The sequence below is a fragment of the Streptomyces sp. NPDC059371 genome, assembly GCF_042751995.1.
Taxonomy (GTDB): domain Bacteria; phylum Actinomycetota; class Actinomycetes; order Streptomycetales; family Streptomycetaceae; genus Streptomyces.
In genome coordinates this window covers 14,723-39,408 of record NZ_JBHYXD010000055.1, presented here as the reverse complement: position 1 = coordinate 39,408, position 24,686 = coordinate 14,723, and the positions used below count along the sequence as shown (strand labels likewise).

Below are 24,686 nucleotides of genomic sequence, written 5' to 3'. Positions count from 1 at the left end.
CCCGCGCCCCGGCTTTTGGGGCCCGGCCCCCGCGCGGGCGTTATGCGGTGGCCCCCGCGGCCACCGGGGGGGGGGGCGGTTTCCCGCCCCCCCCCCCTTCGTATACGAACGCGGACGCCCTCCTGGACGAGGTGACCCGCTCCGGCGATCGGTTCAGTCGCTCAACCGGTCCAGCAGGGCGCGGCGCCACCGTTCGGCCTCGGCGATCTGGTTGAACGTGAACACGTGCAGGCCCGCCACCCCGGCCGAGGGCGCGGTGAGCGCCTCGGCGGTGCGGGCGAGCAGCCGGTCGGGCGAGTAGCCGCCGGGGGTCGCGAACCGCAGGAACCACGAGGCGTGCCGGGTGAGGAAGCGCGTCGACTCCCCCACCCCGATCTTCGTCGCCATGGCCAGCAGCTTCGCCCGCTGTACGGGCCCCGCCACACCCACATGGACGGGCAGGGTGACGTCCCGGCGCCGTATGCGGCCGACCCAGTCACCCAGCACGCGCGGATCGAAGCAGAGGTTGCTCACGATGTACGTGGCGTGCGCACGCTTGTCCCACATGGCCTGGATGGTGAGGTCGTCGTGGATGAGCGGATGGCTCTCGGGATAGCCGGTGATGCCGACGCGCGTGAACGGGCTGCCCAGCTCACTCAGCCTGCGCAGCACCGGGAGGGCCCCGTCGTAGGCCCCGGCCGGCGGATCGGCGTCGCCGGCCGGGACGAAGACGTCGTCGACACCCGTCTCCCGGAGCCGGTCGACGACATCCTTCAGATGCGCGTCGTCCCGCAGCAGCCGCGCGGGCACGTGCGGAACGGCGCGGTGACCGTGCGCCGCCAGCCGGCCGACGAGGTCGAGCGTCGGCTCAAGGCCTTTGACCGGAGACGCCGTCACGGTGACGACGACGTCGCGCGGGACATGGGCGAGGACCTTGTCCTCGGTCGCCCTCGCGGGCAGCACCTCGTAGCGGACGCTCGACACCAGCGCCCTGAAGTGTTCGCCGTCCAAGGGTCACCCGGCCTGCTTCTGAGCGCCGCGGTGCCGGTAGTACGCGGCTTTGGAGGCGGGCAGCGGCTCCTTGCCGAGGATGAGGTCGGCCGCCTTCTCCGCGATCATCATCACCGGCGCGTAGATGTTGCCGTTGGTGACGTAGGGCATGACCGACGCGTCGACGACGCGCAGCCCCTCCACGCCGTGCACGCGCATGCTGGTGGGGTCGACGACGGACATCTCGTCGGTGCCCATCTTGCAGGTGCAGGAAGGGTGCAGGGCGGTCTCGCCCTCCTCGGCGACCCAGGCGAGGATCTCCTCCTCGCTCGCCACGGACGGGCCCGGTGAGATCTCACCGTCGTTGTACGGGGCCATGGCGGGCTGGTTGAGGAGCTCGCGGGCGACCCGGACCGACTCGACCCACTCGCGGCGGTCCTGCTCGGTGGACAGGTAGTTGAAGCGCAGCGCCGGGTGTTCCCGCGGGTCCTTGCTCTTGATCTTCACCGAGCCGATGGCGTCGGAGTACATGGGCCCCACGTGCACTTGGTAGCCATGGCCGCCGGCCGGCGAGGAGCCGTCGTAGCGGACCGCGATCGGCAGGAAGTGGAACATCAGATTGGGGTAGTCCACGTCCTCGTTGCTGCGGGCGAACCCGCCGGCCTCGAAGTGGTTGGTCGAGGCGGGGCCCTTGCGGAAGAGCCATTGCAGGCCGATGAAGGGCGCGCGCCACTTCGCCATGTACGGCTGCACGGAGACGGGCTGCTTGCAGGCGTACTGGATGTACACCTCCAGGTGGTCCTGCATGTTCTCGCCGACGCCCGGAAGGTCGTGGACGACGTCGATGCCGAGCGCGCTCAGTTCCTCGGCGTTGCCGACTCCGGAGAGCTGGAGCAGCTGCGGGGAGTTGATCGCGCCGCCGCAGAGGATGACCTCGCGTGCGCGCACCTGCTGGACCTTGCCGCGGCGCCGGTACTCGACGCCGACGGCCTTCCTGCCCTCGAAGAGGACTCGGGTGACCAGGGCGCGAGTGGTGATGGTGAGGTTGGGCCGCTTCCTGACGGGCTTGAGGTACGCCTTCGAGGCCGACAGCCGGCGGCCTCGGCTGACGTTGCGGTCGAAGGGGGCGAAGCCCTCCTGCCGATAGCCGTTGACGTCGTCGGTGCGGGGGTGACCCGCCTCCTGGACGGCCTTGAGGAAGGCGGTGAACAGCGGGTTGGAGGCGGGACCGCGTTCGAGGACGAGCGGGCCGTCGTGGCCGCGGAACTCGTCGTCGGGGTCGGCCGCGAGACAGTTCTCCATCCGCTTGAAGTACGGGAGACAGTGCGCGTAGTCCCAGGACTCCATGCCGGCGCCGGCCGCCCAGCGCTCGTAGTCCATGGGGTTGCCGCGCTGGAAGATCATGCCGTTGATGCTGCTGGAACCGCCCAGCACCTTGCCGCGCGCGTGATAGATGCGCCGGTCGCCCATGTGCGGCTCGGGTTCCGACGCGTACTGCCAGTCGTAGAACCGGCTGCCGATCGGATAGGTCAGCGCCGCGGGCATGTGGATGAAGACGTCCCACGGGTAGTCCGGCCGGCCCGCCTCCAGGACCAGCACCTGGTTGCCGGGCTCGGCGGAGAGCCGGTTCGCCAGTGCGCTGCCGGCTGATCCACCGCCGACGATGACGAAGTCGTATTGCACGGGAGCCATATTGCCTCGTCTCGCTCGCGCCATAGATACGCGAGGCATGCTAGTACGAGTATCGCTATACGCACCAGGTTGCGAGCAACGCAACTTGCAAGGCCTGCGTTTCCGCGCTGTTGCTTGCGCCGGCGTTGTTTACTGCGCGTATAGTTTCGCTGTGAGCAACTACAGTCCAGATATTGAAACGACAGGTCCGCAGCCCGGCGGGGTGCAGTCCGTCGACCGCGCCATCAGCGTGCTGGAGATCCTGGCTCAGCGTGGCGAAGCCGGCGTCAGCGAGGTGGCCGCCGAGATCGATGTTCACAAGTCGACCGCGTTCCGACTGCTCGGCGCCCTGGAGGCGCGCGGTCTGGTGGAGCAGGCGGGCGAGCGCGGCAAGTACCGCCTCGGCTTCGGCATCGTGCGCCTGGCCGGCGCGGTCACGGGACGCATCGACATCACCCAGCAGGGCCGCCAGGTGTGTGAGCGCCTCGCAGAGGAAATCGGCGAGACCGTCAACATCGCCGTGATGCAGGAGCAGTACGCGATCAACCTCTACCAGGTGCGCGGCCCGGGGGCCGTCACCGCGCACAACTGGGTCGGCCAGCTCACCCCGCTGCACGCCACCTCCAGCGGCAAGATCCTGATGGCGCATCTGCCCGCCAAGGAGCGCACCGCGCTGATGTCCGAGGCCGGCCTGAAGAAGGTGACCCCGCACACCCTGACCTCGAAGGTGAAGCTGGAGAAGAACCTCGCCGAGGCCCGTGAGCGCGGCTACGCCTGGACCCTGGAGGAGCTGGAGATCGGGCTCCACGCCATGGCCGCGCCGGTGCGCGACCGGGACGGCGAGGTCATCGCGGCACTCAGCGCCTCCGGACCCGCGTACCGGTTCACCGAGGAGCGCCTGCACGAACTCGCTCCGGTGCTGGTCAAGGGCGCGGAGGAGATCAGCCATCGGATGGGTTACCTGGGCTGACCCGCCCGACTACGGCCGGGGAGCACCGAGGCGCTCGCTCACCCAGTCGTGGAAGACGCCGATGTGGTGTTCGCTGGGCACCAGCACCCCGCCCTTGGCGTACATCCGCGAGCTCATCCCGGGCTGCGTGCGCTCGCACGCGTCGAAATCCTGGCGGTTGACCCGGTCGAAGAGTTCCACGGACCGGCTGACGTCCTTGCCGCTCTCGACGACGTGCGGAAGATACAGCCAGTCACACTCGACGATCGTGCGGTCGACGGCCACCGGGTACATCCGGTGGAAGATCACGTGGTCGGGGACGAGGTTGATGAAGACCTGCGGTTTGACGGTGATCGCGTAGTAGCGACGGTCCTGGTCCTCCGCCACCCCGGGGATGCGGTCCAGGCCCTCGGAGCCGTCGACGGTGAAGCCCTGGACCTCCTCACCGAACTCGGCACCGTGACCGACGTAGTACTGGGCCGCGTAGCCGTCGGCGAACTCGGGGAGCACCTCGGTGAGTTCGGGGTGGATCGTGGCGCAGTGGTAGCACTCCATGAAGTTCTCGACGATGAGCTTCCAGTTCGCCCTGACGTCGTAGACGATCCGCCTGCCGACCGAGAGGCTGTCGATGTCGTAGTGCTCGATCGACTCCACGTCGCCGAGCCGGCCGACGACCTCGCCGATGACGTCGTCCTCGAAGGAGGGCGGGTTCTCCGCCAGGCAGACCCAGACGTAGCCGAGCCATTCGCGGGTGGTCACGCTCACCAGGCCGAACTCGGTGCGGCCGACGTCGGGCATCTTCGTGAGGTTGGGCGCCGCGACGAGCCTGCCGTTCAGGTCGTACGTCCAGGCGTGGTACGGACACTGGAAGGCACGCCTGACCTCGCCGGCCTCCTCGGTGCAGAGCTTGGCACCGCGGTGCCGGCAGACGTTGAAGAAGGCGCGTACGGAGTTGTCCCGCGCACGGGTGATCAGGATGCTCTCGCGGCCCACCTCCACGGTCCGGAAGGCACCGGGCACGGCCAGGTCCGAGCAACGTACGGCGCAGAACCACATCGTTTCGAAGATGTGCTCCTGCTCCTGGGTGAAGATCCCCGGATCCGTGTAGGAAGAGCCGGGGAGGGTGGCGATCAGACTGTCCGGCAGGCTGGTCGAGGTCACGGTGCACTCCTCGGGAACGTCGTGGAGGGGCCATTCACGCGCCGGGAAGGACGACTCCGGACGGCGTTGTGCATGGAGCAACGCTGCGTGCCACGTGCGACCGCAGCATGAGATGGCTCAGGAGCCGCGTCAAGAGCTCGCGGCGGCGAGCTGCTTGCGCCAGCGGGTGAACAGCCGAGGCTGGTTCATCCCGAGCACGGCGACCGGAACTCCGGCGCGCCGGTACACGGCCAGGACGTCGCGGTCGTCCGCGGCGCCCGCCTCGATGATCACGCTGTCGGCGGCCGCCGCGTGACCGGCGAACTGGATCTTCACGCCGTACTGGTCGGACCAGAAGTACGGCGGCCGGGGCACACCGGGCTCCACCGCACCGCCCGCCAGCAGTGTGGCGATCGCGGCGTCGGGACGCTCGCGCGCGCCGGTCCAGTGCTCGACGCGGCGGTGGGCGCCCGCGCGGGGGTCGTACCAGTTGGCGCAGTCGCCGACCGCGACCACGCCGGCCAGGCCGGTGCGGCCGTCGGCGCCGCACTTGACGCCGTTGTCGAGTTCGACGCCGGATCCTTCCAGCCACTTGACGCACGGGCGTGCGCCCACACCGACGACGACGATGTCGGCGGGGATGCTGCGGCCGTCCTCGAGCAGGACGGCGTCCACCCTCCCCCGGACTCCGTCCGGGGAGACCCCCATCTCGCCTCGCTCGTCCCCGCGCAGCCCCTTGACCCCCACGCCGCACAACAGCCTTACACCGTGGTCCACATGGAGGGTCGAGACGATGCCGCCCATTCTCGCGCCGAGCGGTCCGGCCAGCGGCGTCGGGGCCGCCTCGACGACCGTCACGTCCAGCCCGAGGGCGTGTGCGGTGGAGGCGACCTCGGCGCCGATGAAGCCGCCACCGATCACCACCAGCCGTCCGCCCCTGGCCAGTTCGTCCCGCAGGGCGCGGGCGTCGTCCAGGGTGCGCAGCGTGTGCACTCCCGCCAGGCTCTGGGATCCCGGCAGAGTACGCGCCACCGCGCCGGTCGCGATGACGATGCCGTCGGCGCGGACCTCCCGCCCATCGGCGAGCCGGACGGCGCGCCCGGTGCGGTCGAGTCCGGTGGCACGAGCGCCGAGCAGCCACTCCGCCCTCAGGTCCTCATCGTCGGTCTCCAACGAGAGATCCGCCTCGCCGAGGGTGCCGACCAGGAACTCCTTGGACAACGGGGGCCTGTCGTACGGGCGGTGGAGTTCGTCACCGATGACGACCAGCCGCCCGTCATAGCCCTGCTTGCGCAGCGAGCGCGCCGCCGACAGACCGGCCAGCGAGGCGCCGACCACGGCGACAGCCCTCACGCGGAACCCCCGGCGAGCCGGGATGCGACGCAGGGCGGCAGGTTGGGGACATCCGCGGACACCCGGACGTGGACCACGCCGTCCTCGACGACGACCTCGTGCGTCCGGACCGGGAGCTTGGCCGGTGGAGAGTCGACCGCGCCGGTCCTCAGGTCGAACTTCGAAGCATGCAGCGGGCATTCCACCTCGCAGCCCTCCAACCAGCCGTCGGCGAGCGAGGCGTCCTGATGAGTGCACGTGTCGTCGATGGCGAAGAGTTCGCCGTCGTCGGTGTGGAACACCGAGACCGGCGGATCTGTGTCGAGCCGGTGGGCCTCTCCTCGCGGGAGATCCGCGAGACGGCACGCGGGAATCATCATGACACCTCGGTGCGTATAGCGAAACGGATTGCGATAAGCGCAACGTCAGTTTGAGGTCGCCCAGAACCCTTGTCAAGGCATCCAGCGGGCACTCCGAGCCGTTTATCGCGTTGCGCAGGGAGGAACGCAACTCATATAGAACAACAAAGGCTCGCCGTATCGGCTCGCAACGGACGCGAGCCGAGGGCGGGCGCGTGAGGGACGCGAGCGGGCGTCAGAAACCGCGGCCGATCCACTCCTGGAGACGCGGGGCCTCGGCGGCGACGGTGCTCGTCCCCCGTGCCCCGTGTGCACGACGGTGTCGCCCGGCAGCGTCGACAACCGGTGCCGGATCGACTCGATGACGGTCGGGAAGTGGCTGCACGACCGTCCCGTCGCCCCCGGTCCACCGGCGAACAGGGCGTCGCCACCGCGTTGTTGTCGACGTCCCAGGTGCCGCCGTCCAGGGAGAACGTTCCCGAGGTGACGAGGTGTTCGACACGGGCGGCTGCCAGAGGACCACCACCGAGCGCAGCACGTCGCCGCCGCGCATCCGCTCGAACGCCTTCTCGACCTCGTCCAGCGCGATGGTCTCCGTGACGAACGCGTCCAAGTCCAGCCGGCCCTGCCGATAGACGTCGACGAGCAGGGTCCGACGCGGAGTTCGAGGTCGCCGTCGCACTGCTCACGGCCGGCTATGACGGCCGTTTCGATGGTCTCCTCGCCCTTCCGCCCGCGGATGATGAGCGGATCGGGGCGAATCCGCAGGCACGCCTCTGCCCTGCCTGCGGTCACACAACGTGCCCACCGCGACCACACGGATGGCCCGGCTTCCGCCGTCGCCACCGCCCGCGACGCGAGGTTACTGGGGTGGTCCCGCCCGGGGGACGCGACCCGGTGACGGCGGCGGAAGCGGTGCCCGGTGTCCGGCGCCGGACGGACGGTGCCGCCGCACACGCGGCTGTCGGCATGCTGTGGATCAGGTCAAGAAGTCGCCATTGCCTGAACAGCGCGTGCTGGTGGACCGTACCTCTCGACAGATGCAGATCATGTCCGCTGAAGGGAAAGCCAGCATGACCAGCGAATCGCTTCACTCCGCACAGGCACCGGCCCGGCGCACCGTCGTGGCGGCGGTCGGCGCGGCTGGGCTCGCCGTCGCGCTGACCGCGTGCGGGGCGGACGACAAGGCCTCGGACAGCGTGGGCTCGGGCAACGGCGCGGCCGGCACGGAGCTCGCGAAGACGAGCGAGATCCCGGAGGGCGGCGGCAAGGTCTTCGCCGACCAGGGGGTCGTGGTGACCCAGCCGACGGCGGGCACCTTCAAGGCCTTCTCCTCGAAGTGCACCCACCAGGGCTGTGCGGTCAAGGGCATCGCGAACAACGTCATCACCTGCCCCTGTCACAACAGCCAGTTCTCCGCCACCGACGGCAGTGTGAAGAAAGGGCCCGCGACGACCGGGCTCGCCGCCGCGAACATCACCGTCGAAGGGGACGCCATCAAGCTCGCCTGACCGCCGGCACCGGTCGTCACCCCGTCGTGACGCCGGTCTCCTCGCGATGGCCGGTCTCCTCGCGACGCCTACGTCAGGGCCGCTTGCGTGCGAAGCAGGCGAGCACGTCCTCGGTGGTCGTGATGGTGGCGACCAGCGCGAGCGTGTTCCGGACCATCGCGGGGGTGTACTCGGAGGGCACCCCCGCGACGGCGTCGGCGGGAACGACGACGGTGTAGCCGCGGTTCACGGCGTCGAACACGGCGTTGGGAACGGCGATGTTGGCCGAGACGCCCGTCACGACGAGGGTGCGGCAGCCCAGGTTGCGCAGCAGCGGGTCGACGTCGGTGCCCGAGATCGGCGACAGACCGTGCAGGCGCCGCACGACGAGGTCCTCCTCGGCGACCTCGACGGGCGGCGCGATCCGCACCGCCGCCGTGCCGGTCGTCTGCCGTACGGGCAGTCGCCCGGCCGCCCTGAACAGCCGGGCGTTGTGGTTGGCGCCGCGGCCGTCCGGGCGGCGCTCGGCGACCGCGTGGATCACCTGCACCCCGCTCTCGTGCGCGGCGGCCACCAGCCGGGCGATCCGGTCGAGCGCTCCGGACGACCGTGCCTCCTGGGCGAGTTCGGGCAGCGCGCTGTCGGGGCCCACGACGCCCTGTTGGCACTCCACGGTGAGCAGTACCGTGCCGACGGGGTCGAGGAGTTCACTGAGGTGCTCGAACGACGGCATGGCTCTCCTTGTCGTCGCGGGTCGGGACGGCGGAGCGTACCGACCGTTGCGCGAGGACGGAAGACAGCTCATTATTTTCTGACGGAACGTCAGAAACTCGATACACACCGATACACAGAACACGAGGGGACCGTATGACCGTCACTCAGCGCAGGGGCCGGAAGATCATGATGACCCCCGGTGAACTGGACGAGTTCCTCACCACCCAGCGCACCTGCCGCGTCGCCTCCGTGTCGAAGGACGGGGTCCCGCACGTGAGCGCCCTGTGGTTCGCCTGGGACGGCACCTCGCTGTGGCTGTACTCCGTGGTGCGCAGCAAGCGTTGGGTGCAACTGCGGAACGACCCGCGGGTCGCGGTGGTGATCGACTCCGGCGAGGAGTACGGGGAGCTGCGGGGCGTCGAGCTGTCCGGCACGGTGGAGTTCGTCGGCGAGTTCCCCCGCACCGGGGACCTGTGCGCCGAACTCGACGTCCCCGAGGTCCTGTTCGCCCGCAAGAACTTCGGCCTGGAGGAGATGCCGCACGACGGCCGGCACGCGTGGATGCGGCTGACACCGTCCGCGATCGCCTCCTGGGACTTCCGCAAGCTCCCCCCGATGTAGCCGGAGCCGGGCCTTCCGTCGATGCGGCCGGAGCCGAACCGCCCTTCGCCACCTGTTACTCGACGGCCGCGCCGGCCCTGCGCAAGGCGTCCACCGCCGCCCTGATCGAGGGCCGGCGGTCGGCGTCGGCCCGCCACACGACGTACACATGGCGGCGCACACGCTGCCGGACCGGCACCGTGACGACCCCCTCGGGCATCGGACGCCGCCCGAGGAGCGGGGCCACGCACACGCCGAGTCCCGCGGCGACGAGTCCGAGCTGGGTGTGCGTCTCCCCGGCGCGGTGACCGATGCGCGGCTCGACGCCCTGGGAGCGCAGCGTGAACATCAGCCATTCGTGACAGAACTCGCCCTCGGCCCAGGTGATCCACTCGTCGTCGGCGAAGTCCCCGAGGTCCACCTCGGCACGGCCCGCGAGCCGATGGCCGGCCGGCATCGCCACATCGGCGGGGTCGTCGAGGATCGACGCCTTCACCAGTCCCTCGGGCAGGGGCATCGGCTTGTTGTACCAGTCGAGCACGACCGCGAGGTCCAGGTCCCCGCGCACCACTCCCGCGACCCCGGCCTCCGGCTCCAGCTCGCTGGAGCGCACCCGCAGTCCGGGGTGCTCGGCACGCAGCTCCGCGAGCGCCGCCGGGAAGAGTCCGCGTGCCGCGGTCGGGAACGCGGACAGCCTGAGCTCACCGGCCACCTGCCCGCGCTGCGCCTCCAGGTCGGACTGCGCGAGCTCGACCTGGGACAGGATGCGGGCCGCGTGCTCGGCGAGGAGCCGCCCGGCGTCCGTCAGCCGCACGCCCCGGCCGTTCTTGGCGAGCAGTTGCTGTCCCACCTCGCGCTCCAGCTTCGACATCTGCTGGGAGACGGCCGACGTGGTCACGTGCAGCCCCTCGGCCGCGCCGCTCACCGAGCCGTGCCGGGCGAGGGCGTCGAGGGTGCGCAGTCGCTCCAGATTCAACATGTAAGTGATACTACGAGATATCGCTTGAGTATTCTCGCTTGTGCTACGAGATTGTCGTGCCGCATTCTTGCTCCCATGAGCACCGTCGCCTCCCCCCGCCCCGTCACTCCGAACGGCGTCGCACCCCGCCGCCGCGCCGCCCTCGACTGGCGGATCCGCTTCGGCGTCCTGTCACTGATCTGGGGCTTCAGCTTTCTGCTCATCAAGGTCGGCACGGACGGCTACGCGCCGTTCCAGGTCACCTTCGGCCGACTGCTGTTCGGAAGCGCGGTGCTCGTGACGGCCCTGGCGGTGAAGCGCGAGCGCCTGCCGCGCGGGGCGCGCACGTGGGGGCACCTCGCGGTCGCGGCCTTCCTGCTGAACGCGCTGCCGTTCTCCCTCTTCGCCTACTCCGAGCTGACGATCCCGTCGACTCTCGCCGGCATCTGCAACGCGACATCGCCGCTGTGGGGCATGGCCCTGTCCCTCGTCGCCCTCTCCGAGGACCGGCCGACCCGGCGCAGAGTGGCCGGTCTCGGCATCGGCTTCCTGGGCGTCCTGACGGTGCTCGGTGTCTGGCAGGGCTTCCACGGCCTGGACGCCACGGGCACGGCCATGGCCCTGCTGGCGTCGCTGAGCTATCCGGTCGGCTGGATATACGTCCGCCGGACCCTGGCGGGCACCGGCAACTCCCATCTGTCGATGACCGGCGCCCAACTGCTCCTGGCCACCGCACAACTCGCCTTCGTCACACCGCTGTTCACCACGTTCCCGAGCCAGGTCGCCTGGGTCCCGCTGCTCGCGATCGCGGCCCTCGGAGCCCTGGGCACCGGACTGGCCATGCTCCTCCAGTACGGCATCGTCGCCGAGGTCGGCCCGACGACGGCCCAGATGGTCACGTACTTCATCCCGGTCATCGCCACCGCCGCCGGTGTCGCGATCCTCGGCGAGTCGCTGGCCTGGTCGACACCGGTTGGCGCGGTGATCGTCCTCGCGGGCGCGTTCCTCACCCAGGCGAAGCCGCGCCGGTGACGTTCGCGGCTCGCCCGGAGCCGCGGCTCGGCGACCCGAGCGGCACAGCTCAGACGTAACGGCGCGCGGGGGCCGGTCCCACGGCGGACGCGACGGCGTCCGCGAGCGGCCCGGCGTCCTCGGGCCGAAGCGTCGAGACGGTGATCCGGACACCGGGCGGCGAGCTCATCCTGAAGCGGGCGCCGGGCGCGACCGCCCAGCCGCGCTGCAACAGCCGGGAGACGGCCCCGGTCTCGTCAGGGACGGCGATCCAGACGTTCATCCCGCTGCGTCCGCGCGCCTCGACACCGCGCTCCCGCAGAGCGTCGATGAGCATGTCCCGGCGCGCCCCGTACTCCGCCGCCACGGCCGGCACGTCGAGCGCGCCGGAGGTCCACAGATGGACCACGGCCTTCTGGAGCAGCCGGCTCACCCAGCCGGGGCCGACCCGCTGCCGCCCGTGCACACGGTCGACGGTGACGGGGTCTCCGGTGAGCACGGCGAGCCGCAGATCGGGCCCGTACGCCTTGGCGACGGAACGCACGAAGGCCCAGTTCCGCGTGACTCCCGCAAGGGGATGCAGGGGCAGGTCGACGATCTGATGGCCGTGGTCGTCCTCGACGAGCAGGGTCTCCGGGTACTCGCGGAGCACGGAGCGCAGGGCACGCGCGCGCTCGGCGGTGACCGCGGCGCCGGTGGGATTCTGCGCCCGGTCGGTGACGATCAGGGCCCGCGCCCCGGCCGCCAGCGCCTGCCGTACGTCGGCGGGAAGCGGGCCCTCGTCGTCGACCCCGACCCCGGCCGTACGCAGCCCGAGCGCCGGAAGCAGGTCGAACAGGCTGCCCCAGCCGGGGTCCTCGACCGCCACGGTGTCGCCGGGCCTGAGGTGGGCCATCAGGACCCGCTCGATCGCGTCGAGCGATCCGGAGGTGACGACGACGGGCCCCTCGGGAACGCCGTCCGCGTCGAGCCCGGCGCGGGCCAGCCGCTCCAGCTCCGGCTCGACGGGGTCCTGCCCGTACTGCACGGGATGCCGGTCCGACTCCGCGGCCGCCACCGCGAAGGCCTCGGCGAGCGCCGGCAGCAAGGCCGGATCGGGATTGCCCTCGCCCAGGTCCCGCACGCCCTCGGGCACCTCGACACGCAGGTGTTCCCGCCCCGTGGTGGCCGGCTTCGGGCGCACCCGGCTGCCCCGGCGTCCGGCGGTCTCGATGACCCCGCGCTCGCGCAGCGTGCGGTAGGCCGCCGCGACCGTGTTCGGGTTGACCCCGAGGTCCTCGGCCAGTTCACGCATGGGCGGCAGGAGCCGGCCGGGCTCCAGCTCCCCCGCCCCGACCGCCCGCTCGACGTCGGCGGCAATCTCGGCTGCGCGACGCCCTTCGATCCGATACTCTCCTAGCACAAAAGAGATTATGCACTAGTGCAATGGAGATGGCAATGTCGGAGACGAGCACCCAGCAGCCGAGGACGACGGCGTCCGCTGCCTACACCCCGACCGACCGCACTGTCCCCACCCGCTCCAAGGAACGCGCCGCGTACGACCGGGAGCTGGTGCACTCGATACTCGACGAGGGATACATCTGCCATCTCGGATTCGTCCGCGACGGCGCGCCCGTCGTCCTGCCCACGCTGTACGCACGGGTCGGCGAGCGGCTCTACGTGCACGGATCCACGGGTTCGCGCCCCCTGCGCATGACGGGCGGGACCGATCCCGGGCTGGCCGTCTGTCTCACCGTGAGCCATGTCGACGGACTGGTGCTGGCCCGCTCGGCCTTCCACCACTCGATCAACTACCGCTCCGTGGTCGTGCACGGCGTCGCCCATCAGGTGACGGACCCCGAGGAGAAGCGGCTGGCGCTGGACGCGCTGGTCGACCACGCCGTCCCGGGCCGCTCGGCCGACTCCCGCCCCGCCAACGCCAAGGAACTCGCCGCGACGGCCGTGATCAGCCTGGATCTCGACGAGGTCTCCGCCAAGCTGCGCACCGGCGGCCCGAGCGACGACCCCGAGGACCTCTCCCTCCCCCACTGGACCGGCGTCGTCCCGTTGACCAAGGGCCACGGCGTCCCGGTCCCGGCGGACACCCTGGCACCGGGCATCGGACTGCCCGACTACCTGAAGACCCTGTAGACCCCGGGGCCGGCCACGACACCCGTCTCGAACGACCAGGCTCTGGCCCGCCTGCGCCGGGGACCAGCACCGGCCCTCACCGGAACCCGGTGCTGGTCCCCGGCCGCCCGAGCGCGGCCGCCTCCCGCGGGGCGCCACTGCGGGAGGTCACACGAGCAGTGCCTCCTCGGACGCCGCGAGCCGTTCCGCGCCCGCGGCACGCGCCTCCGCCACCGCGAGTCCGGCGACCGAGCCGAGCATCAGCAGGGTGCCGGCGAGGGTCGCCGCGGTGAGCCGCTCGCCGAGCAGCCCGACGGCCAGCACGGCCGCGCAGACCGGCTCCAGGAGCATGATCACGGACACGGTGGCGGAGCGGACGACGGCGGCACCGGCGAAGAAGAGCGCGTAGGCCAGCGCTGTGGGGACGGCGGCGATGTACGCGAGCAGCGCCAGCAGCAGCGCGGGCTGGGTGGCGTGCGGGAACAGCCCCTCGGCGAGCCCGAGCGGCAGCAGGCACACGGTGGTGACGGCGAACGCCCACACGGTCGTGCTCGACCCGTCGACGCGGCCGTCGCGCCCCCACCACCGGGTGAGCAGCGTCATCGCGGAGTAGCCGGCCGCGGAGAGCACCGCGAGCAGGACACCCCAGGGGCGCACGGTGGCGTCCCCGCCGCCGAGGACCAGCACGCCGAGTCCGGTCAGCGCCCCGGCGACGGCGGCACTCCCGCCCCGGCCGAGCCGCTCCCCCATCGTCAGCCGGGCGCCGAGCGCGATGAGGACGGGCCCCGCGCCCAGGGTCACGACCGTCGCCACGGCGAGGCCGGTCGCCTCGACGGCGGCGAAGTAGGCGGTCTGGAAGAGCGCCAGCCCGAGGCCGGTCAGACCGGTCCGGAGCGCCTTGCGGCCAAGGGGCTCCCGCAGGGCGCCGCACTCCCCTTGCCGTCCGGAAAGAAGGCGGGGGCGAAGGCGCGGGCCGCCGCGCAGGCGTACGGCGAGCAGCAGGGCGAGTCCGCCCGCGCAGCGCCAGAAGGAGAGGGCGACCGGCCCCATGTCACTGGCCCGGTAGACCAGGGACGCGGCGGCGCCCGCGGTGCCCCAGGCGGCACCGGCGACGATCAGATGGAGCAGGCCTCGCCCGACGGGCAGGCCGACAGCGGTGTTCGACACGTGTTCTCTCCGCAGTTCCGCAGAAGTTCGGGAAGGGACCGCGTCGCAGCCCGTGCCGTGGGGGCAGGGGCGTACGGAAGGTCCTCGGACTTCTTCTGCGGGCAGCGCCGTTCCGCCCGGCACGGCGCCGGGCGGTGTACCGGAATGCCCGCCTCAGGCGGCCGGAGGCGGAAGAACGAGCGTCGCAGGCATGATCAGCACCTTAGACGGCCGTTCCGTGGGCCGACAACTCTTTCTCGGCGTCGCCCGGCCCGCTCGCGACCGGCTCCCGCGGGGGTTTCGCCGGGGCCGACGACTGGGCGATGAAGGCCCCGAGCAGCACCACGGCGCCGCCCGCGATCTGGGGCGCCGAGAGGTGTTCGCCCAGCAGCACCCACGCGAGGACCGTGGCGATCACCGCTTCGAGACACGCCACCACGCCCGCGACCGGCGGGGAGAGCCTGCGCACGGAGAGGACTCCGGTGGCGTAGGCGACGACGGTGGCGATGAGGACGATCCAGCCCAGGAGCAGCCAGGCGGGCACGGACGTCCCGTTCATGTCCGCGCCGCCCCCGAGAACGGACCAGTGCATGGACCAGGGGCGCGCGACCACGGTCAGGACGAGCGTGCCGACGAGAAGCCCGTACGCGATCACGCCCAGCGGGTCGGGTGCCTCGTCGCCCGCGTCGCTGCCCTGGTCGGACAGGACGAAGTAGCCGACCTGGCAGCAGGCGGCGCCCAGCGCGAGCAGGAGTCCGACGGCATCGAAGCCGAGCCCCGACCACACCTCCACCACGCAGGCGAGTCCGCCGACCGCGAGGACGACACCGAGCGCCGCGGCGCGTGTGACGGGCCGGCGCTGCACGAAGCGCACCCAGCCGAGGACCAGCGCGGGGGCGAGGTACTCGACGAGGAGGGCGACACCGACGGGGACACGGGAGATCGCGGCGAAGTAGCAGGCCTGGACACCGGCCACGCCGAGGAGACCGAATCCGGCGAGCAGCGCGGGGCGTCGCTTGACCAGCGCCCGGTGTCGCACGGCGAGCGGCAGCATGACGAGGGCGGCTCCGGCGACGCGCAGCCACACCACGTGGAGCGGGTCGAGCCCGGCCTCGATCAGCGGCTTGGCCGCGACACCGGATCCGCCGAAAGCGACCGCCGACACGAGCGCCAGGCCCAGACCGACGCCTCTCCCCTGGTTGTCCTGACTGCCCTGAGACGTATGCACGGCCACATGATGACAGGCGACGACATGACCGTCACCCCCGAAGACTCCTGTCTCAACGGCTGGACCGGGGAACTGGCCGGCTCCGGCGGGACGCACGGCGGCAGACCGGCACCCTCCGAACCCTCGTCGGCCCGCGCCACCTGTCGGCCCGCCTCCCCTGACGGCCCGCGTCATCCGTCGGCCCGCGCAACCCGTCGGCCCGCGCAACCCGTCTGCCCGCGTCATCCGTCGGCCCGCCTCGCCCGTCAGCCCACGTCATCCGTCGGCCCGCCTCGCCCGTCAGCCCGCGTCATCCGTCGGCCCGCCTCGCCCGTCAGCCCGCGTCGCCCCGGCCGACGCACTCCTCGTGTCCGTTCTCGACGCGCTCCCGCAGCCGCGGGAGGTCGACACCGGCCCGTCCGAGGACCTCGACGGCCCGCGCCCGGGGATCGGCGACGAGGGCCGCGAGCAGGTCGAGACCGCGGGCGCGCTCGTCGCCGCGCAGCACGGCACGCTCGTACGCCTCCCCCATCGCGTCGGCCGCCACGGGGGACCAACTCCCCCTCGCCGGGGCGGGTGCCGCGCCGGAGTTCTCGACGGCGCTCTGCCAGCGGAGTCCGTAGCCGATGCTGCGCTGCACGAGATAGCCGAGCAGCCGGGCGAGCTGCGGCCCGCCCTCGAAGACGGCCCGCACCTCGGTGCTGCACTCCAGCAGGGAGTGCAGCAGATGAGCCGTGTCGATCTGCCGGTCTCCGTCGCGCAGCGCTCTTCTGCGCGCGCCGGAGACCACCGGGGCCAGCTCCGCGCCGAGTCCGGCCTCGATGCCGGCATGCTTCGGTCCGCTCGTGGCGGCGGACTGCTCGGGAATACGGGGCGGCACAACCTCCACCTCATCAGCCTCGCGGCCCGGGGTCATCGGCGGCGGGCAGCATCTTCGGATCCGACACAGGGTGGGCATCCCCGTACGGTTCCTCCTCCTTGCGGATGACTTCGCGCCGTTCTCCCCCCGGCGGCGCGCGCCGCCTTGCCTCGCCTTCCCGCGGCCCGCACTTCCCGGGCCGCCCGCGCCGGTGCCGGGCCGGCCGCCCCCTTCACAATTCCTGACGGTTCATCAGTATTGAATGTTCCGGGGCCTGGAGCTACGTTCCGCGACACCGTAGCTGCGCCGGGCGCAGCGCCCGACACGAAGGGGTGGTCGCATGGCCGAAGTCAGCGCGGAGGCACGGATCGAGGCGCCCGCCGAGAAGATCTGGGCCCAGCTCACGGACTGGTCCGCCTACGGCGAGTGGAACGCGACGCACACGAACTTTCCGCAGGGCGGCCCGGAGAAGTTCGAGGTGGGCGGCACGTTCGCGGAGAACATGAAACTCATGGGCTTCCCGGCCGAGGTGACCTGGACGATCGAGGAACTGGAGCCCGGCCGCGCCCTGGCCATCCGCGGCAAGGGCCCGATGTCGGTGAACGTCTCCACGCGCTACACGCTCGCCCCCGACGGCGACGCCACCTCGGTGCGGATCGACGGGGAGTTCACGGGCGCGGCCGTCTCGCTGATGGCCGGCAAGCTCAAGGACTCGGCGACGGCCGCCCTCGACGAGTCGCTGCGCAAACTGGCCGGACTGGTGGCCTGAGCCCCGCCCGACCGCGCGCCGACCGAAGCCGCGCCCGGCCCCCCGTATACGGACAGGCGCCCCGCGGAAACACTTCCACGGGGCGCCGGCAGGTACCACAGCACGCCGTCAGTCCTCGTCGGCGAGGATCAGGTACAGCTTCTTGCGGGCTTCGTTGATGACCGCCAGCGCCTTCTCGCGCTGACCCTTGCTGCCGGTCTTCCAGACCTGGCCGAAGGCTTCCATGAGGCCGAAGCCGGCCTGCCGGATCTCGTGCAGCGTCTCCCAGTCGACCCCGCGCCCGGCGTCCTCCCAGGGCGCTTCGGGACCTTCGTCGGCCGCGCTGCGGCCCGGCTCGGTGAGCGAGAACAGTTTCTTGCCGCCCTCGGCCTCGCTGACGATCAGACCCTCGTCCTCCAGCATCTGAAGGGTCGGGTACACCGAACCCGGGCTGGGCTTCCACGCCCCGCCGCTGCGCTCGGCGATCTCCTGGATCATCTCGTAACCGTGCATGGGCCGGTCCTTGAGCAGGGCGAGGATCGACGCGCGTACGTCGCCGCGCCGCGCCCTTCCCCGCGGACCGCCCCGGCCGCCGCGCCCGCCCCAGGGACCCGGGCCGAAGCCGGGTCCACCGAAGCCGAAGCCGGGACCGCCGGGGCCGCCGCCGGGACCGCCCGGTCCGAAGGGACCGAAAGCCCCCCGCAGCCCCTCGAAGCCGCCCCGACCCCGACGGCCGGGTCCGCCATGGTGCCCCGGTCCGTGTCCGTGTTCGTGCTCGTATCCGAAGTCTTCTCCACGGGAACGCATCGCTATCACTCCACTCCATCGTTGATCGGTCGCGATGCGTCAACGATATATCGGAAGAGTGGACGTGACAACCCCCTGCCGAAAGACCCGACGCGTCGACGTGGGGCCAGACACCCCCGATTGGCCTTGGCCGGTGGCCGACCAGGACCGCTAGCTTCGGGACATGCGGATTCGTATCGTCGACGCGTTCACCGACCGCCCCTTCGCCGGCAACCCGGCCGGGGTCCTCCTCCTCGACGCCTTCCCCGACGATGCCTGGCTCCAGAACGTGGCCATGGAGGTCAACCACGCGGAGACGGCGTTCACCCACCGTCTCCCGGAGGGCGGCGAGGCCGACTGGGCGCTGCGCTGGTTCACCCCCGCCACCGAGGTGGCCCTGTGCGGACACGCGACCCTCGCCGCGGCGCACGTCCTCGTCACCACCGGCGCCCATCGGGGCCCGGTGCGTTTCGGGACGCGCGGCGGTGTCCTCATCGCCACCCCCGAAGCCGACGGCTCGATCACCCTCGACTTCCCGACCGCGCCCCTCACCCCGGTCGAGATCCCCGACGGTGTCGCCGGGGCGCTCGGCGCCGAACCGCTGCTCACCCTCGACACCGGCCCGAACACCGGTGACCTGCTGGTCGAGGTCGCCGACGAGAAGACGGTCCGCGCCCTCGCCCCGGACCACAAGGCGCTGGCCCGCTACTCCGAGCGCGGCATCATCGCGACCGCCCGAGCCGAAGACCCTTCACGGGGCTACGACTTCGTCTCCCGCGGTTTCTTCCCGAACGTCGGCATCGACGAGGACCCGGTCACCGGCAGCGCCCACACGGCCCTGGCCCCGTTCTGGTCCGAGCGCCTCGGCCGCCCCGCCCTCACCGGCCTGCAGGCCTCCCCGCGCTCCGGCCTGGTCCGCACCGAGGTACGCGGCGAACGCACCCTGCTCTCCGGCCACGCGGTCACGGTCATCGAGGGCGATCTGCTCGTCTAGACGGACCTGCCCGTCCGACGGCCCGATCGTCCGACGGATCCGCCCGTCCGACGGTCACGCCGTCGGGAGCCATCCCACCTTGCCCGCGAGCAGCGCGTACCCCACGAAGGCGCCGATGTCGAGCAGCGAGTGGGCGACCACGAGCGGCCCGACCCGGCCCCAACGCCGGTACAGATAGACGAAGACCACACCCATCACCATGTTGCCGACGAACCCGCCGATGCCCTGGTAGAGGTGGTACGAACCGCGCAGCACCGCACTCGCCATCAGCGCCGTCCCCGGTGTCCAGCCCAACTGCCCCAGCCGGCGCAGCAGATACCCGACGACGATGACCTCCTCCAGCACGGCGTTCTGCACGGCAGAGAGGATCAGCACCGGGAACTTCCACCAGACGTCCGGCAACGCCTCGGGCACCACCGTGAGGTTGGCGCCGAACGCGCGCGCCGCCAGATAGAAGGCGATTCCCGTGCTGCCGATCACCGCCGCGACCATGGCACCCCGTCCGAGGTCAGGCCAGGGACGCGTACGGTCGAAGCCGATCACGCGCAGCCCCCGGCCCTCGCGGATCAGCAGATGCGCCACGAGCGCGACCGGCACCAGGGCGGACGCGATCCCGAAGAGCTGCCAGGCCAGGTCGAGCCAGGGACGGCCCGGCGCCGCCGAGGCGTTGAGGGTGGCCGCCTGATCCTTGAGCCCGCCGGGTTTCGTGACCGATCCGACGAAACTGATCAGCGCGGACACTCCGCTCGCCCCGAGCGACAGCGCCAGGACGAGCAGCGTCTCGTCCCGGAGAATCCGTCGGGTCAGCCTCTCGGCCGGGAAAGAATCGGCCACCGGTCCCGCCTCCACCTGCACTCCCGCCTCCAGTTGGGTATTCCCGCCGCATCCCCGTCCGCGCCCCGCTAGGGTCTCGAAAGAAGTTACGAAGATCGTGCGCGACAGGCCGTCGGGGGGCGGGCACCGTACGGGGCCCACATCCCCCTTCCCCTGTTCCGCGGCTGTCTCACGGCTCAGGCTCACCCGGGAGGACCTCACCGTCATGGGACGACACAGCTTGCCCGATGCTCGACGGGCGGGCTCCGCCGACCCCCGCATCCGCGCACGCCGCCGCAACACGGCCCTCGCGACGGCACTCGTCCTCACCGTCGTCGGAGGCACGGCCGCCGCGGTCCACGGGGGCCTGTTCTCCCTCGAGAGCTCCTGCGAGGACGACGCGGTGCACATCGAGGTGGCCGCCTCCCCGGACATCGCGCCCGCGCTCAGGGCCGTCGCCGAGGACGCCCGCGAGAAGAACGTCACCTCCGACGGCCGCTGTCTCGACGTCGGCGTGACCGCGCGCGAGTCGTACAAGGTCGCCGCCTCGCTCGGGGCGGGCGGGAAGTCCGACGTGCAGGTGTGGGTGCCGGACTCCGACGCGTGGGTGGAGCGGGTCACCGGCACCAGCGCCGCCACGCAGGTCACCAGCCTGGGCAACGTCGCCTCCTCACCCGTCGGCGTAGCCGTCGTCCCGTCGGCCGCCAAGGCGCTGGGCTGGCCCGACAAGACGTACACCTGGACCGAGCTGGCCGGAGACACGACGCGGGCCGAGAAACTCAGGCTGGGCGCGGTCGATCCCGCCCGCAGCTCGACGGGGCTGCTCGCGCTGGCCAGGATCAGCGCGGCCACCGCGGGCCTCAAGGACGGCGACGTCCGGGCGGCGGCCCTGGCCAAGACGCTCTCGCGGCGCACGTCCGACAGCGACACCGAGCTCCTGGACACCCTGCCCCAGGCCGGCTCGGACAGCGGGCGGAGCAGCGCCGACAGCAATCAGGCCCTGATCCTCTCCGAGCAGGCCGCGTTCGCGCACAACAGGGCTCAGGACGGCGCTCAGGACCTCGACCTCTTCTACCCCAAGGACGGCTCGCCGCTGCTCGACTACCCGTACACGCTGGTCGACGAGCCATCGCTGAGCACCGACGAGGGCCGTGCGGCGCTGCGGTTCATGACCCTGCTCGGCGAGGCGGCACCCCGCCAGTTCCTGCGGCTGTTCGGGTTCCGCACCGACGCGGAGAGCCCGGCGGCCACACTCGTCGCCGAGGCCGGCGGCAGGTCGCCGCAGCCGTACGCGCGCATCCTGACCGACTCCGCGTCGAAGGGCGCGCTCCAGGAGGCCCTCGGCATGTGGACGATCACCGTGGAGAGCGCCCGCATCACCACGGTCGTCGACGCCTCCTCGTCCATGGGCGTGACGCTGCCGGGCGACGGCCGGTCCCGTATGGACGTCACCAAGGAGTCCCTGCTCCAGGCCCTCGCCACCTTCACCGCCGAGGACGAGATCGGGCTGTGGACGTTCTCCACCAAGCTCGACGGCGACAAGGACTACCGCGTCCTCGTACCGACCGAGCGACTCGGCGAGAGCGAGAAGAAGGGCGGCCAGCGCGCGAAACTGGCCGCCGCCTTCAAGTCCCTGAAGCCGGTCCCGCACGGGGAGACCGGTCTGTACGACACCACGCTCGCCGCGTACAAGGCCGCCGTCGCCTCCTACACGAAGGGCCGGTTCAACGCACTGGTCGTCCTCACGGACGGGGTCAACCGCGACCCCGGCAGCATCTCCCGGTCCGAACTCATCACCGAGCTGCAGAAGCTGGCCGACCCGGAGCGCCCGGTGCCGCTCATCGCCATCGCGGTGGGCCCCGACAGCGACCGACGGGAGGTCGACGAGATCGCCAGGGCGACCGGCGGCTCCGGCCAGCGGGTCAACGAGCCCTCACAGATCCACGCGGCGATGCTCAAGGCGATCACGGCGGCGGGCGCGGGCAGCCCCGACTGACCACGGCCCACCCGGAGTCTCACCCCAGCGGAACCGGCTCCGGCAGCCCGACCGGCCATGTGTGCACGGGCTCACCGAGATGCATCAGCTCGCCGTAGCGCCGCGTCGTCGCGGCCAGCGCGGCCTCCCGGCCGAGCCCCTTCTCCAGGGCCCGGTGGAAGGTGGCCGCCTGCCAGGTCGCGCCGTTGACGCGCAGCCGGCACCGGTCCTCGATCACGCCCAGGTACAGGTCACGGTCGGCGGGCTCGATGCCCCACGCGTCCAGGCCCGCGGCGGCCAGCGGCAGCAGCTCGTCGCGCACCAGGTTCGCCGCGTCCACCTGCGCGGTCCCGCCGTAGCGGCCACGCCGCGGCCACTCCAGACGCGCGTCGATGCCGTACCGGCAGGCCGCGTCGAAGTTGGCGGCGGCCGCCTCGAAGGACAGCCGGGTCCACACCGGACGCTGCTCCTCGGCGAGCGCCCGGACCAGGCCGTAGTAGAAGGCCGCGTTGGCGATGACGTCGGTGACGGTCGGTCCCGCGGGCAGCACCCGGTTCTCGACACGCAGATGCGGGACGCCGTCGGCGATGCCGTACACGGGCCGGTTCCAGCGGTACACCGTGCCGTTGTGCAGCACCAGTTCGGCCAGCTTGGGCACGCCCCCGGCATCGAGGACGCCGAGCGGGTCCTCCTCGTCGCAGAAGGGCAGCAGAGGCGGGAAGAACCGCAGGTTCTCCTCGAAGAGGTCGTACGCCGAGGTGATCCAGCGTTCGCCGAACCAGGTACGCGGCCGGACCCCCTGCGCCTGCAGCTCCGGCGGCCGGGTGTCGGTGGACTGCTGGAAGAGCGGGGGCCGCGACTCCCGCCACAGCTCGCGCCCGAACAGGAAGGGCGAGTTGGCGCCGATCGCGACCTGCGCGGCCGCGACCGCCTGCGCCGCGTTCCACACGTCCGCGAACCGGCCCGGTGTGACCTGGAGGTGCAACTGCACGGAGGTGCAGGCGGCTTCGGGTGCGATGGACGCCGACCTGCAGACCAGCCGCTCCACCCCGTCGATGTCGAGTGCGAAATCCTCTCCGCGCGCGGCCACGATCTGATCGTTGAGCAGCGTGTAACGGTCGGCCTCCGACAGGTTGGAGGACACCAGATCGTCCTGCCCGAGCGTCGGCAGAATACCGATCATGACGATTCCGGCATCGACCTCACTGGCTTTCCGGTGGGCATAGGCGAGCGAGGTGCGGATCTCCTCGGCGAGCCGGTCGAATACCCGGCCGCCCAGCCGGTGTGGGGCTATGTTGACTTCCAGGTTGAACATGGCGAGTTCTGTTTGGAAATCGCGGCTCGCAATCCTTTCGAGAACTTGCCCGTTCATCATTCTGGGCATGCCGTCGGGCCCCGCGAGATTCAATTCGATCTCCAGGCCCATCAGGTTCTTCGGGCGGTCGAACCTCTTCTCCTCCAGCAGCCGCTCCAGCCCCGTCAGACACTGTCGGAGCTTGTCTCGGTGGCGCTGCCGATCGGACAGGCCGAACGTCCCTGCCACGACCTTCTCCCCCATCGAAGTGTCCCTCCTCGGATGGGCAGGCCGAGTTCCGGCCCTGGCGTCCCGGGTCACGGGGGATGATGCCCAGGCAACACGATCCATAACGTCCCGCGCGGGCTCTTCGACCGCTAGTCTGGACATCGGCCCCGGGCACATTCACCAGGCATGGAGCATTCAGCAAGTTTACCGTCCGGAACGATCTCGTGAAAAACGCCGACGAGAATCGGCCGACCGCTCGGGTGAAGCATTCCGAGGTCACCGCGATTCGATCGCGCAGAACCGGGATGAATCCCGCATTTCGCCGACCGGATATCGACTTGTTCTTCGAATTCGGGGCGACTAGACGAAACACCGCCTGAACACGCGTCGTATAAACTCCGCTACCGAGGCAGAGAGTTGGCGCTCGCGGTCCTAGGTCCTGTCGTCACGGCGACGACGGCAGGCGACACCCTGTCGGCAGATCCAGACCCCTCGCCCCTCTGACCCGAGAGCTGACAGCGCCGTCCGCCCCCGCCCTCGCGCCACTGTGCCTGTCGAATGAGAGGCGACCCACCATGCCGCTGCACGTACCCCCGGCTCCCGCGCCCGCCCTGCGCTCCGTACTCACGGCACTCGGTTCCCCCACCGCTGTCCGCGAAGCCCGTACCCCGTCCCTGCGCCTGGCACAGGGACCCGTCACCCCCGAACTCCCGCTGCCCGTCCACGTCCTGGACCGCATCACTCCCGAGGGCGCCTCCGCCACCCGGCTCGCCGGGTGGCGCGTCCAGATCCGTTGCGGCGACCGCGCGGTGGCCGCCGCCGACACCATGCTGACCCCGGACGGCTGGGCCTTCTCACGCTTCTTCGAGGGCCCGTACATCGCCGCGACCGAGCGCGCCCTGCGACAGGCCGAGACCATGCAACAGCCCTACCAGGCACGGCTGCTGTCCGTGCCGGAGCTGTACATGCTGACGCTCTGGCTGCACGGCGACTGCGCCGCGGACGGCGCCACCGGCCATCCGGCCGCCACCGACCTCCTGGTCCCGCTCGCACCCGCCCCGCCCGGCATCGCCGCGCACCGGCCGCACCTCGTCGCCGAACTGCTGCCGGTCCTCACCCACCGCGTCACCCCGGCACCGCTCCTCAGCTCGCCCGCCTGAACCTCCGATCCACGCGTCCGCGCCCCGCGGCCATGCCCCACACGGGTAAACCTGCCGCGGGGCACGGCGCTGCCACGAACCCGGAGAGCGGCTCGCTCGTTAGCGCTGAAGACCGCTCGTACGAGGAGAAACGCGCTCCACGCCCAACCGGACTAGCCCGATCCGGCTACCTCG

General features: G+C 71.3%; 23 protein-coding genes and 2 pseudogenes. 9 read left to right on the top strand and 16 right to left on the bottom strand.

The window, feature by feature from the left end; translation table 11 throughout:
- Positions 1–153: 153 nt before the first annotated feature.
- Both ACFXGX_RS26875 and betA read right to left on the bottom strand, forming a co-directional pair.
- Complete coding sequence (locus ACFXGX_RS26875; protein WP_384795750.1) at positions 154–990, bottom strand: 5,10-methylenetetrahydrofolate reductase; 837 nt, start codon at positions 988–990, stop codon at positions 154–156.
- 3 nt (positions 991–993) lie between these two features.
- Positions 994–2,661, bottom strand: coding sequence for a choline dehydrogenase (betA, locus tag ACFXGX_RS26870; RefSeq protein WP_384795748.1), 1,668 nt, complete (start codon positions 2,659–2,661; stop codon positions 994–996).
- A 202-nt stretch (positions 2,662–2,863) separates the two neighbouring features.
- Here betA and ACFXGX_RS26865 point away from each other — a divergent pair, with 202 nt between their 5' ends.
- Positions 2,864–3,610 (top strand): IclR family transcriptional regulator, encoded by a 747-nt coding sequence (locus tag ACFXGX_RS26865; protein WP_384795776.1) that lies wholly within the window; start codon positions 2,864–2,866, stop codon positions 3,608–3,610.
- Between the two features lie 9 nt (positions 3,611–3,619).
- Here the strand turns inward: ACFXGX_RS26865 and ACFXGX_RS26860 are convergent, their stop codons facing one another.
- The 5 genes and pseudogenes from ACFXGX_RS26860 to ACFXGX_RS26840 form a co-directional block, all read right to left on the bottom strand.
- The gene (locus tag ACFXGX_RS26860) at positions 3,620–4,750 is read right to left on the bottom strand and encodes an aromatic ring-hydroxylating dioxygenase subunit alpha (protein ID WP_384795746.1); all 1,131 of its coding nucleotides are present in this window, start codon (positions 4,748–4,750) and stop codon (positions 3,620–3,622) included.
- 129 nt (positions 4,751–4,879) lie between these two features.
- The gene (locus tag ACFXGX_RS26855) at positions 4,880–6,082 is read right to left on the bottom strand and encodes an NAD(P)/FAD-dependent oxidoreductase (protein WP_384795744.1); all 1,203 of its coding nucleotides are present in this window, start codon (positions 6,080–6,082) and stop codon (positions 4,880–4,882) included.
- Positions 6,079–6,441 (bottom strand): bifunctional 3-phenylpropionate/cinnamic acid dioxygenase ferredoxin subunit, encoded by a 363-nt coding sequence (locus tag ACFXGX_RS26850; RefSeq protein WP_384795742.1) that lies wholly within the window; start codon positions 6,439–6,441, stop codon positions 6,079–6,081. The genes ACFXGX_RS26855 and ACFXGX_RS26850 overlap by 4 nt, the downstream gene beginning before the upstream one ends.
- A 214-nt stretch (positions 6,442–6,655) precedes the next feature.
- A pseudogene (locus tag ACFXGX_RS26845) lies at positions 6,656–6,849 on the bottom strand (MBL fold metallo-hydrolase); the annotation flags it as partial.
- Positions 6,850–6,934: 85 nt separating this feature from the next.
- Positions 6,935–7,060 (bottom strand): annotated as a pseudogene (locus ACFXGX_RS26840) (S-(hydroxymethyl)mycothiol dehydrogenase); the annotation flags it as partial.
- Between the two features lie 433 nt (positions 7,061–7,493).
- Here ACFXGX_RS26840 and ACFXGX_RS26835 point away from each other — a divergent pair.
- Complete coding sequence (locus ACFXGX_RS26835; protein WP_384795740.1) at positions 7,494–7,931, top strand: Rieske (2Fe-2S) protein; 438 nt, start codon at positions 7,494–7,496, stop codon at positions 7,929–7,931.
- A gap of 73 nt (positions 7,932–8,004) precedes the next feature.
- On the opposite strand, the gene ACFXGX_RS26830 is transcribed toward ACFXGX_RS26835, so the two are convergent.
- Complete coding sequence (locus ACFXGX_RS26830) at positions 8,005–8,643, bottom strand: cysteine hydrolase (RefSeq protein ID WP_384795738.1); 639 nt, start codon at positions 8,641–8,643, stop codon at positions 8,005–8,007.
- A gap of 134 nt (positions 8,644–8,777) precedes the next feature.
- Here ACFXGX_RS26830 and ACFXGX_RS26825 point away from each other — a divergent pair, with 134 nt between their 5' ends.
- Positions 8,778–9,245: a pyridoxamine 5'-phosphate oxidase family protein gene (locus tag ACFXGX_RS26825; protein WP_384795736.1), complete on the top strand. Its 468-nt coding sequence runs from the start codon at positions 8,778–8,780 to the stop codon at positions 9,243–9,245.
- A 55-nt stretch (positions 9,246–9,300) separates the two neighbouring features.
- Here ACFXGX_RS26825 and ACFXGX_RS26820 read toward each other — a convergent pair whose 3' ends face one another.
- Positions 9,301–10,203, bottom strand: a complete 903-nt coding sequence (locus ACFXGX_RS26820) for a LysR family transcriptional regulator (protein ID WP_355773759.1) — start codon at positions 10,201–10,203, stop codon at positions 9,301–9,303.
- Positions 10,204–10,278: 75 nt separating this feature from the next.
- On the opposite strand from ACFXGX_RS26820, the gene ACFXGX_RS26815 reads away from it, so the two are divergent.
- A complete protein-coding gene (locus ACFXGX_RS26815; RefSeq protein WP_384795734.1) occupies positions 10,279–11,214 on the top strand; it encodes a DMT family transporter in 936 nt (311 codons plus the stop codon).
- 49 nt (positions 11,215–11,263) lie between these two features.
- Here the strand turns inward: ACFXGX_RS26815 and ACFXGX_RS26810 are convergent, their stop codons facing one another.
- Positions 11,264–12,595, bottom strand: a complete 1,332-nt coding sequence (locus ACFXGX_RS26810; RefSeq protein ID WP_384795732.1) for an aminotransferase class I/II-fold pyridoxal phosphate-dependent enzyme — start codon at positions 12,593–12,595, stop codon at positions 11,264–11,266.
- A 35-nt stretch (positions 12,596–12,630) separates the two neighbouring features.
- Between ACFXGX_RS26810 and ACFXGX_RS26805 the strand changes: the two genes are divergently transcribed.
- A complete protein-coding gene (locus ACFXGX_RS26805) occupies positions 12,631–13,323 on the top strand; it encodes a pyridoxamine 5'-phosphate oxidase family protein (RefSeq protein ID WP_384795730.1) in 693 nt (230 codons plus the stop codon).
- Between the two features lie 147 nt (positions 13,324–13,470).
- On the opposite strand, the gene ACFXGX_RS26800 is transcribed toward ACFXGX_RS26805, so the two are convergent.
- The 3 genes from ACFXGX_RS26800 to ACFXGX_RS26790 all read right to left on the bottom strand — a co-directional run bounded on the left by ACFXGX_RS26800 (position 13,471) and on the right by ACFXGX_RS26790 (position 16,535).
- The gene (locus tag ACFXGX_RS26800; RefSeq protein WP_384795728.1) at positions 13,471–14,469 is read right to left on the bottom strand and encodes a DMT family transporter; all 999 of its coding nucleotides are present in this window, start codon (positions 14,467–14,469) and stop codon (positions 13,471–13,473) included.
- A gap of 202 nt (positions 14,470–14,671) precedes the next feature.
- Complete coding sequence (locus ACFXGX_RS26795) at positions 14,672–15,682, bottom strand: DMT family transporter (RefSeq protein ID WP_384795726.1); 1,011 nt, start codon at positions 15,680–15,682, stop codon at positions 14,672–14,674.
- Positions 15,683–15,989: 307 nt separating this feature from the next.
- Complete coding sequence (locus ACFXGX_RS26790; RefSeq protein ID WP_384795724.1) at positions 15,990–16,535, bottom strand: Clp protease N-terminal domain-containing protein; 546 nt, start codon at positions 16,533–16,535, stop codon at positions 15,990–15,992.
- A 319-nt stretch (positions 16,536–16,854) separates the two neighbouring features.
- On the opposite strand from ACFXGX_RS26790, the gene ACFXGX_RS26785 reads away from it, so the two are divergent.
- The gene (locus ACFXGX_RS26785) at positions 16,855–17,283 is read left to right on the top strand and encodes an SRPBCC family protein (RefSeq protein ID WP_384795722.1); all 429 of its coding nucleotides are present in this window, start codon (positions 16,855–16,857) and stop codon (positions 17,281–17,283) included.
- A 108-nt stretch (positions 17,284–17,391) separates the two neighbouring features.
- On the opposite strand, the gene ACFXGX_RS26780 is transcribed toward ACFXGX_RS26785, so the two are convergent.
- Entirely contained in the window at positions 17,392–18,069 is a 678-nt protein-coding gene (locus ACFXGX_RS26780) for a PadR family transcriptional regulator (RefSeq protein ID WP_384795720.1), read from the bottom strand.
- Between the two features lie 163 nt (positions 18,070–18,232).
- Here ACFXGX_RS26780 and ACFXGX_RS26775 point away from each other — a divergent pair, with 163 nt between their 5' ends.
- Positions 18,233–19,042, top strand: a complete 810-nt coding sequence (locus ACFXGX_RS26775; RefSeq protein WP_384795718.1) for a PhzF family phenazine biosynthesis protein — start codon at positions 18,233–18,235, stop codon at positions 19,040–19,042.
- 54 nt (positions 19,043–19,096) lie between these two features.
- Here the strand turns inward: ACFXGX_RS26775 and ACFXGX_RS26770 are convergent, their stop codons facing one another.
- Positions 19,097–19,897 (bottom strand): CPBP family intramembrane glutamic endopeptidase, encoded by an 801-nt coding sequence (locus ACFXGX_RS26770; protein WP_384795716.1) that lies wholly within the window; start codon positions 19,895–19,897, stop codon positions 19,097–19,099.
- A gap of 184 nt (positions 19,898–20,081) precedes the next feature.
- Between ACFXGX_RS26770 and ACFXGX_RS26765 the strand changes: the two genes are divergently transcribed.
- The gene (locus ACFXGX_RS26765; RefSeq protein ID WP_384795714.1) at positions 20,082–21,851 is read left to right on the top strand and encodes a VWA domain-containing protein; all 1,770 of its coding nucleotides are present in this window, start codon (positions 20,082–20,084) and stop codon (positions 21,849–21,851) included.
- Positions 21,852–21,870: 19 nt separating this feature from the next.
- Here ACFXGX_RS26765 and ACFXGX_RS26760 read toward each other — a convergent pair whose 3' ends face one another.
- Positions 21,871–23,388, bottom strand: coding sequence for a glutamate--cysteine ligase (locus ACFXGX_RS26760; protein ID WP_384795712.1), 1,518 nt, complete (start codon positions 23,386–23,388; stop codon positions 21,871–21,873).
- 539 nt (positions 23,389–23,927) lie between these two features.
- On the opposite strand from ACFXGX_RS26760, the gene ACFXGX_RS26755 reads away from it, so the two are divergent.
- Positions 23,928–24,512, top strand: coding sequence for a hypothetical protein (locus ACFXGX_RS26755; RefSeq protein ID WP_384795710.1), 585 nt, complete (start codon positions 23,928–23,930; stop codon positions 24,510–24,512).
- Positions 24,513–24,686 lie beyond the last annotated feature (174 nt).

Bases quoted from the DNA above. Each gene is read 5' to 3' on its own strand.
- betA (WP_384795748.1), bottom strand. From the start codon at position 2,661: ATGGCTCCCGTGCAATACGACTTCGTCATCGTCGGCGGTGGATCAGCC.
- ACFXGX_RS26850 (WP_384795742.1), bottom strand. From the start codon at position 6,441: ATGATGATTCCCGCGTGCCGTCTCGCGGATCTCCCGCGAGGAGAGGCC.
- ACFXGX_RS26835 (WP_384795740.1), top strand. From the start codon at position 7,494: ATGACCAGCGAATCGCTTCACTCCGCACAGGCACCGGCCCGGCGCACC.
- ACFXGX_RS26830 (WP_384795738.1), bottom strand. From the start codon at position 8,643: ATGCCGTCGTTCGAGCACCTCAGTGAACTCCTCGACCCCGTCGGCACG.
- ACFXGX_RS26825 (WP_384795736.1), top strand. From the start codon at position 8,778: ATGACCGTCACTCAGCGCAGGGGCCGGAAGATCATGATGACCCCCGGT.
- ACFXGX_RS26820 (WP_355773759.1), bottom strand. From the start codon at position 10,203: ATGTTGAATCTGGAGCGACTGCGCACCCTCGACGCCCTCGCCCGGCAC.
- ACFXGX_RS26815 (WP_384795734.1), top strand. From the start codon at position 10,279: ATGAGCACCGTCGCCTCCCCCCGCCCCGTCACTCCGAACGGCGTCGCA.
- ACFXGX_RS26805 (WP_384795730.1), top strand. From the start codon at position 12,631: ATGTCGGAGACGAGCACCCAGCAGCCGAGGACGACGGCGTCCGCTGCC.
- ACFXGX_RS26785 (WP_384795722.1), top strand. From the start codon at position 16,855: ATGGCCGAAGTCAGCGCGGAGGCACGGATCGAGGCGCCCGCCGAGAAG.
- ACFXGX_RS26780 (WP_384795720.1), bottom strand. From the start codon at position 18,069: ATGCGTTCCCGTGGAGAAGACTTCGGATACGAGCACGAACACGGACAC.
- ACFXGX_RS26775 (WP_384795718.1), top strand. From the start codon at position 18,233: ATGCGGATTCGTATCGTCGACGCGTTCACCGACCGCCCCTTCGCCGGC.
- ACFXGX_RS26765 (WP_384795714.1), top strand. From the start codon at position 20,082: ATGGGACGACACAGCTTGCCCGATGCTCGACGGGCGGGCTCCGCCGAC.
- ACFXGX_RS26760 (WP_384795712.1), bottom strand. From the start codon at position 23,388: ATGGGGGAGAAGGTCGTGGCAGGGACGTTCGGCCTGTCCGATCGGCAG.
- ACFXGX_RS26755 (WP_384795710.1), top strand. From the start codon at position 23,928: ATGCCGCTGCACGTACCCCCGGCTCCCGCGCCCGCCCTGCGCTCCGTA.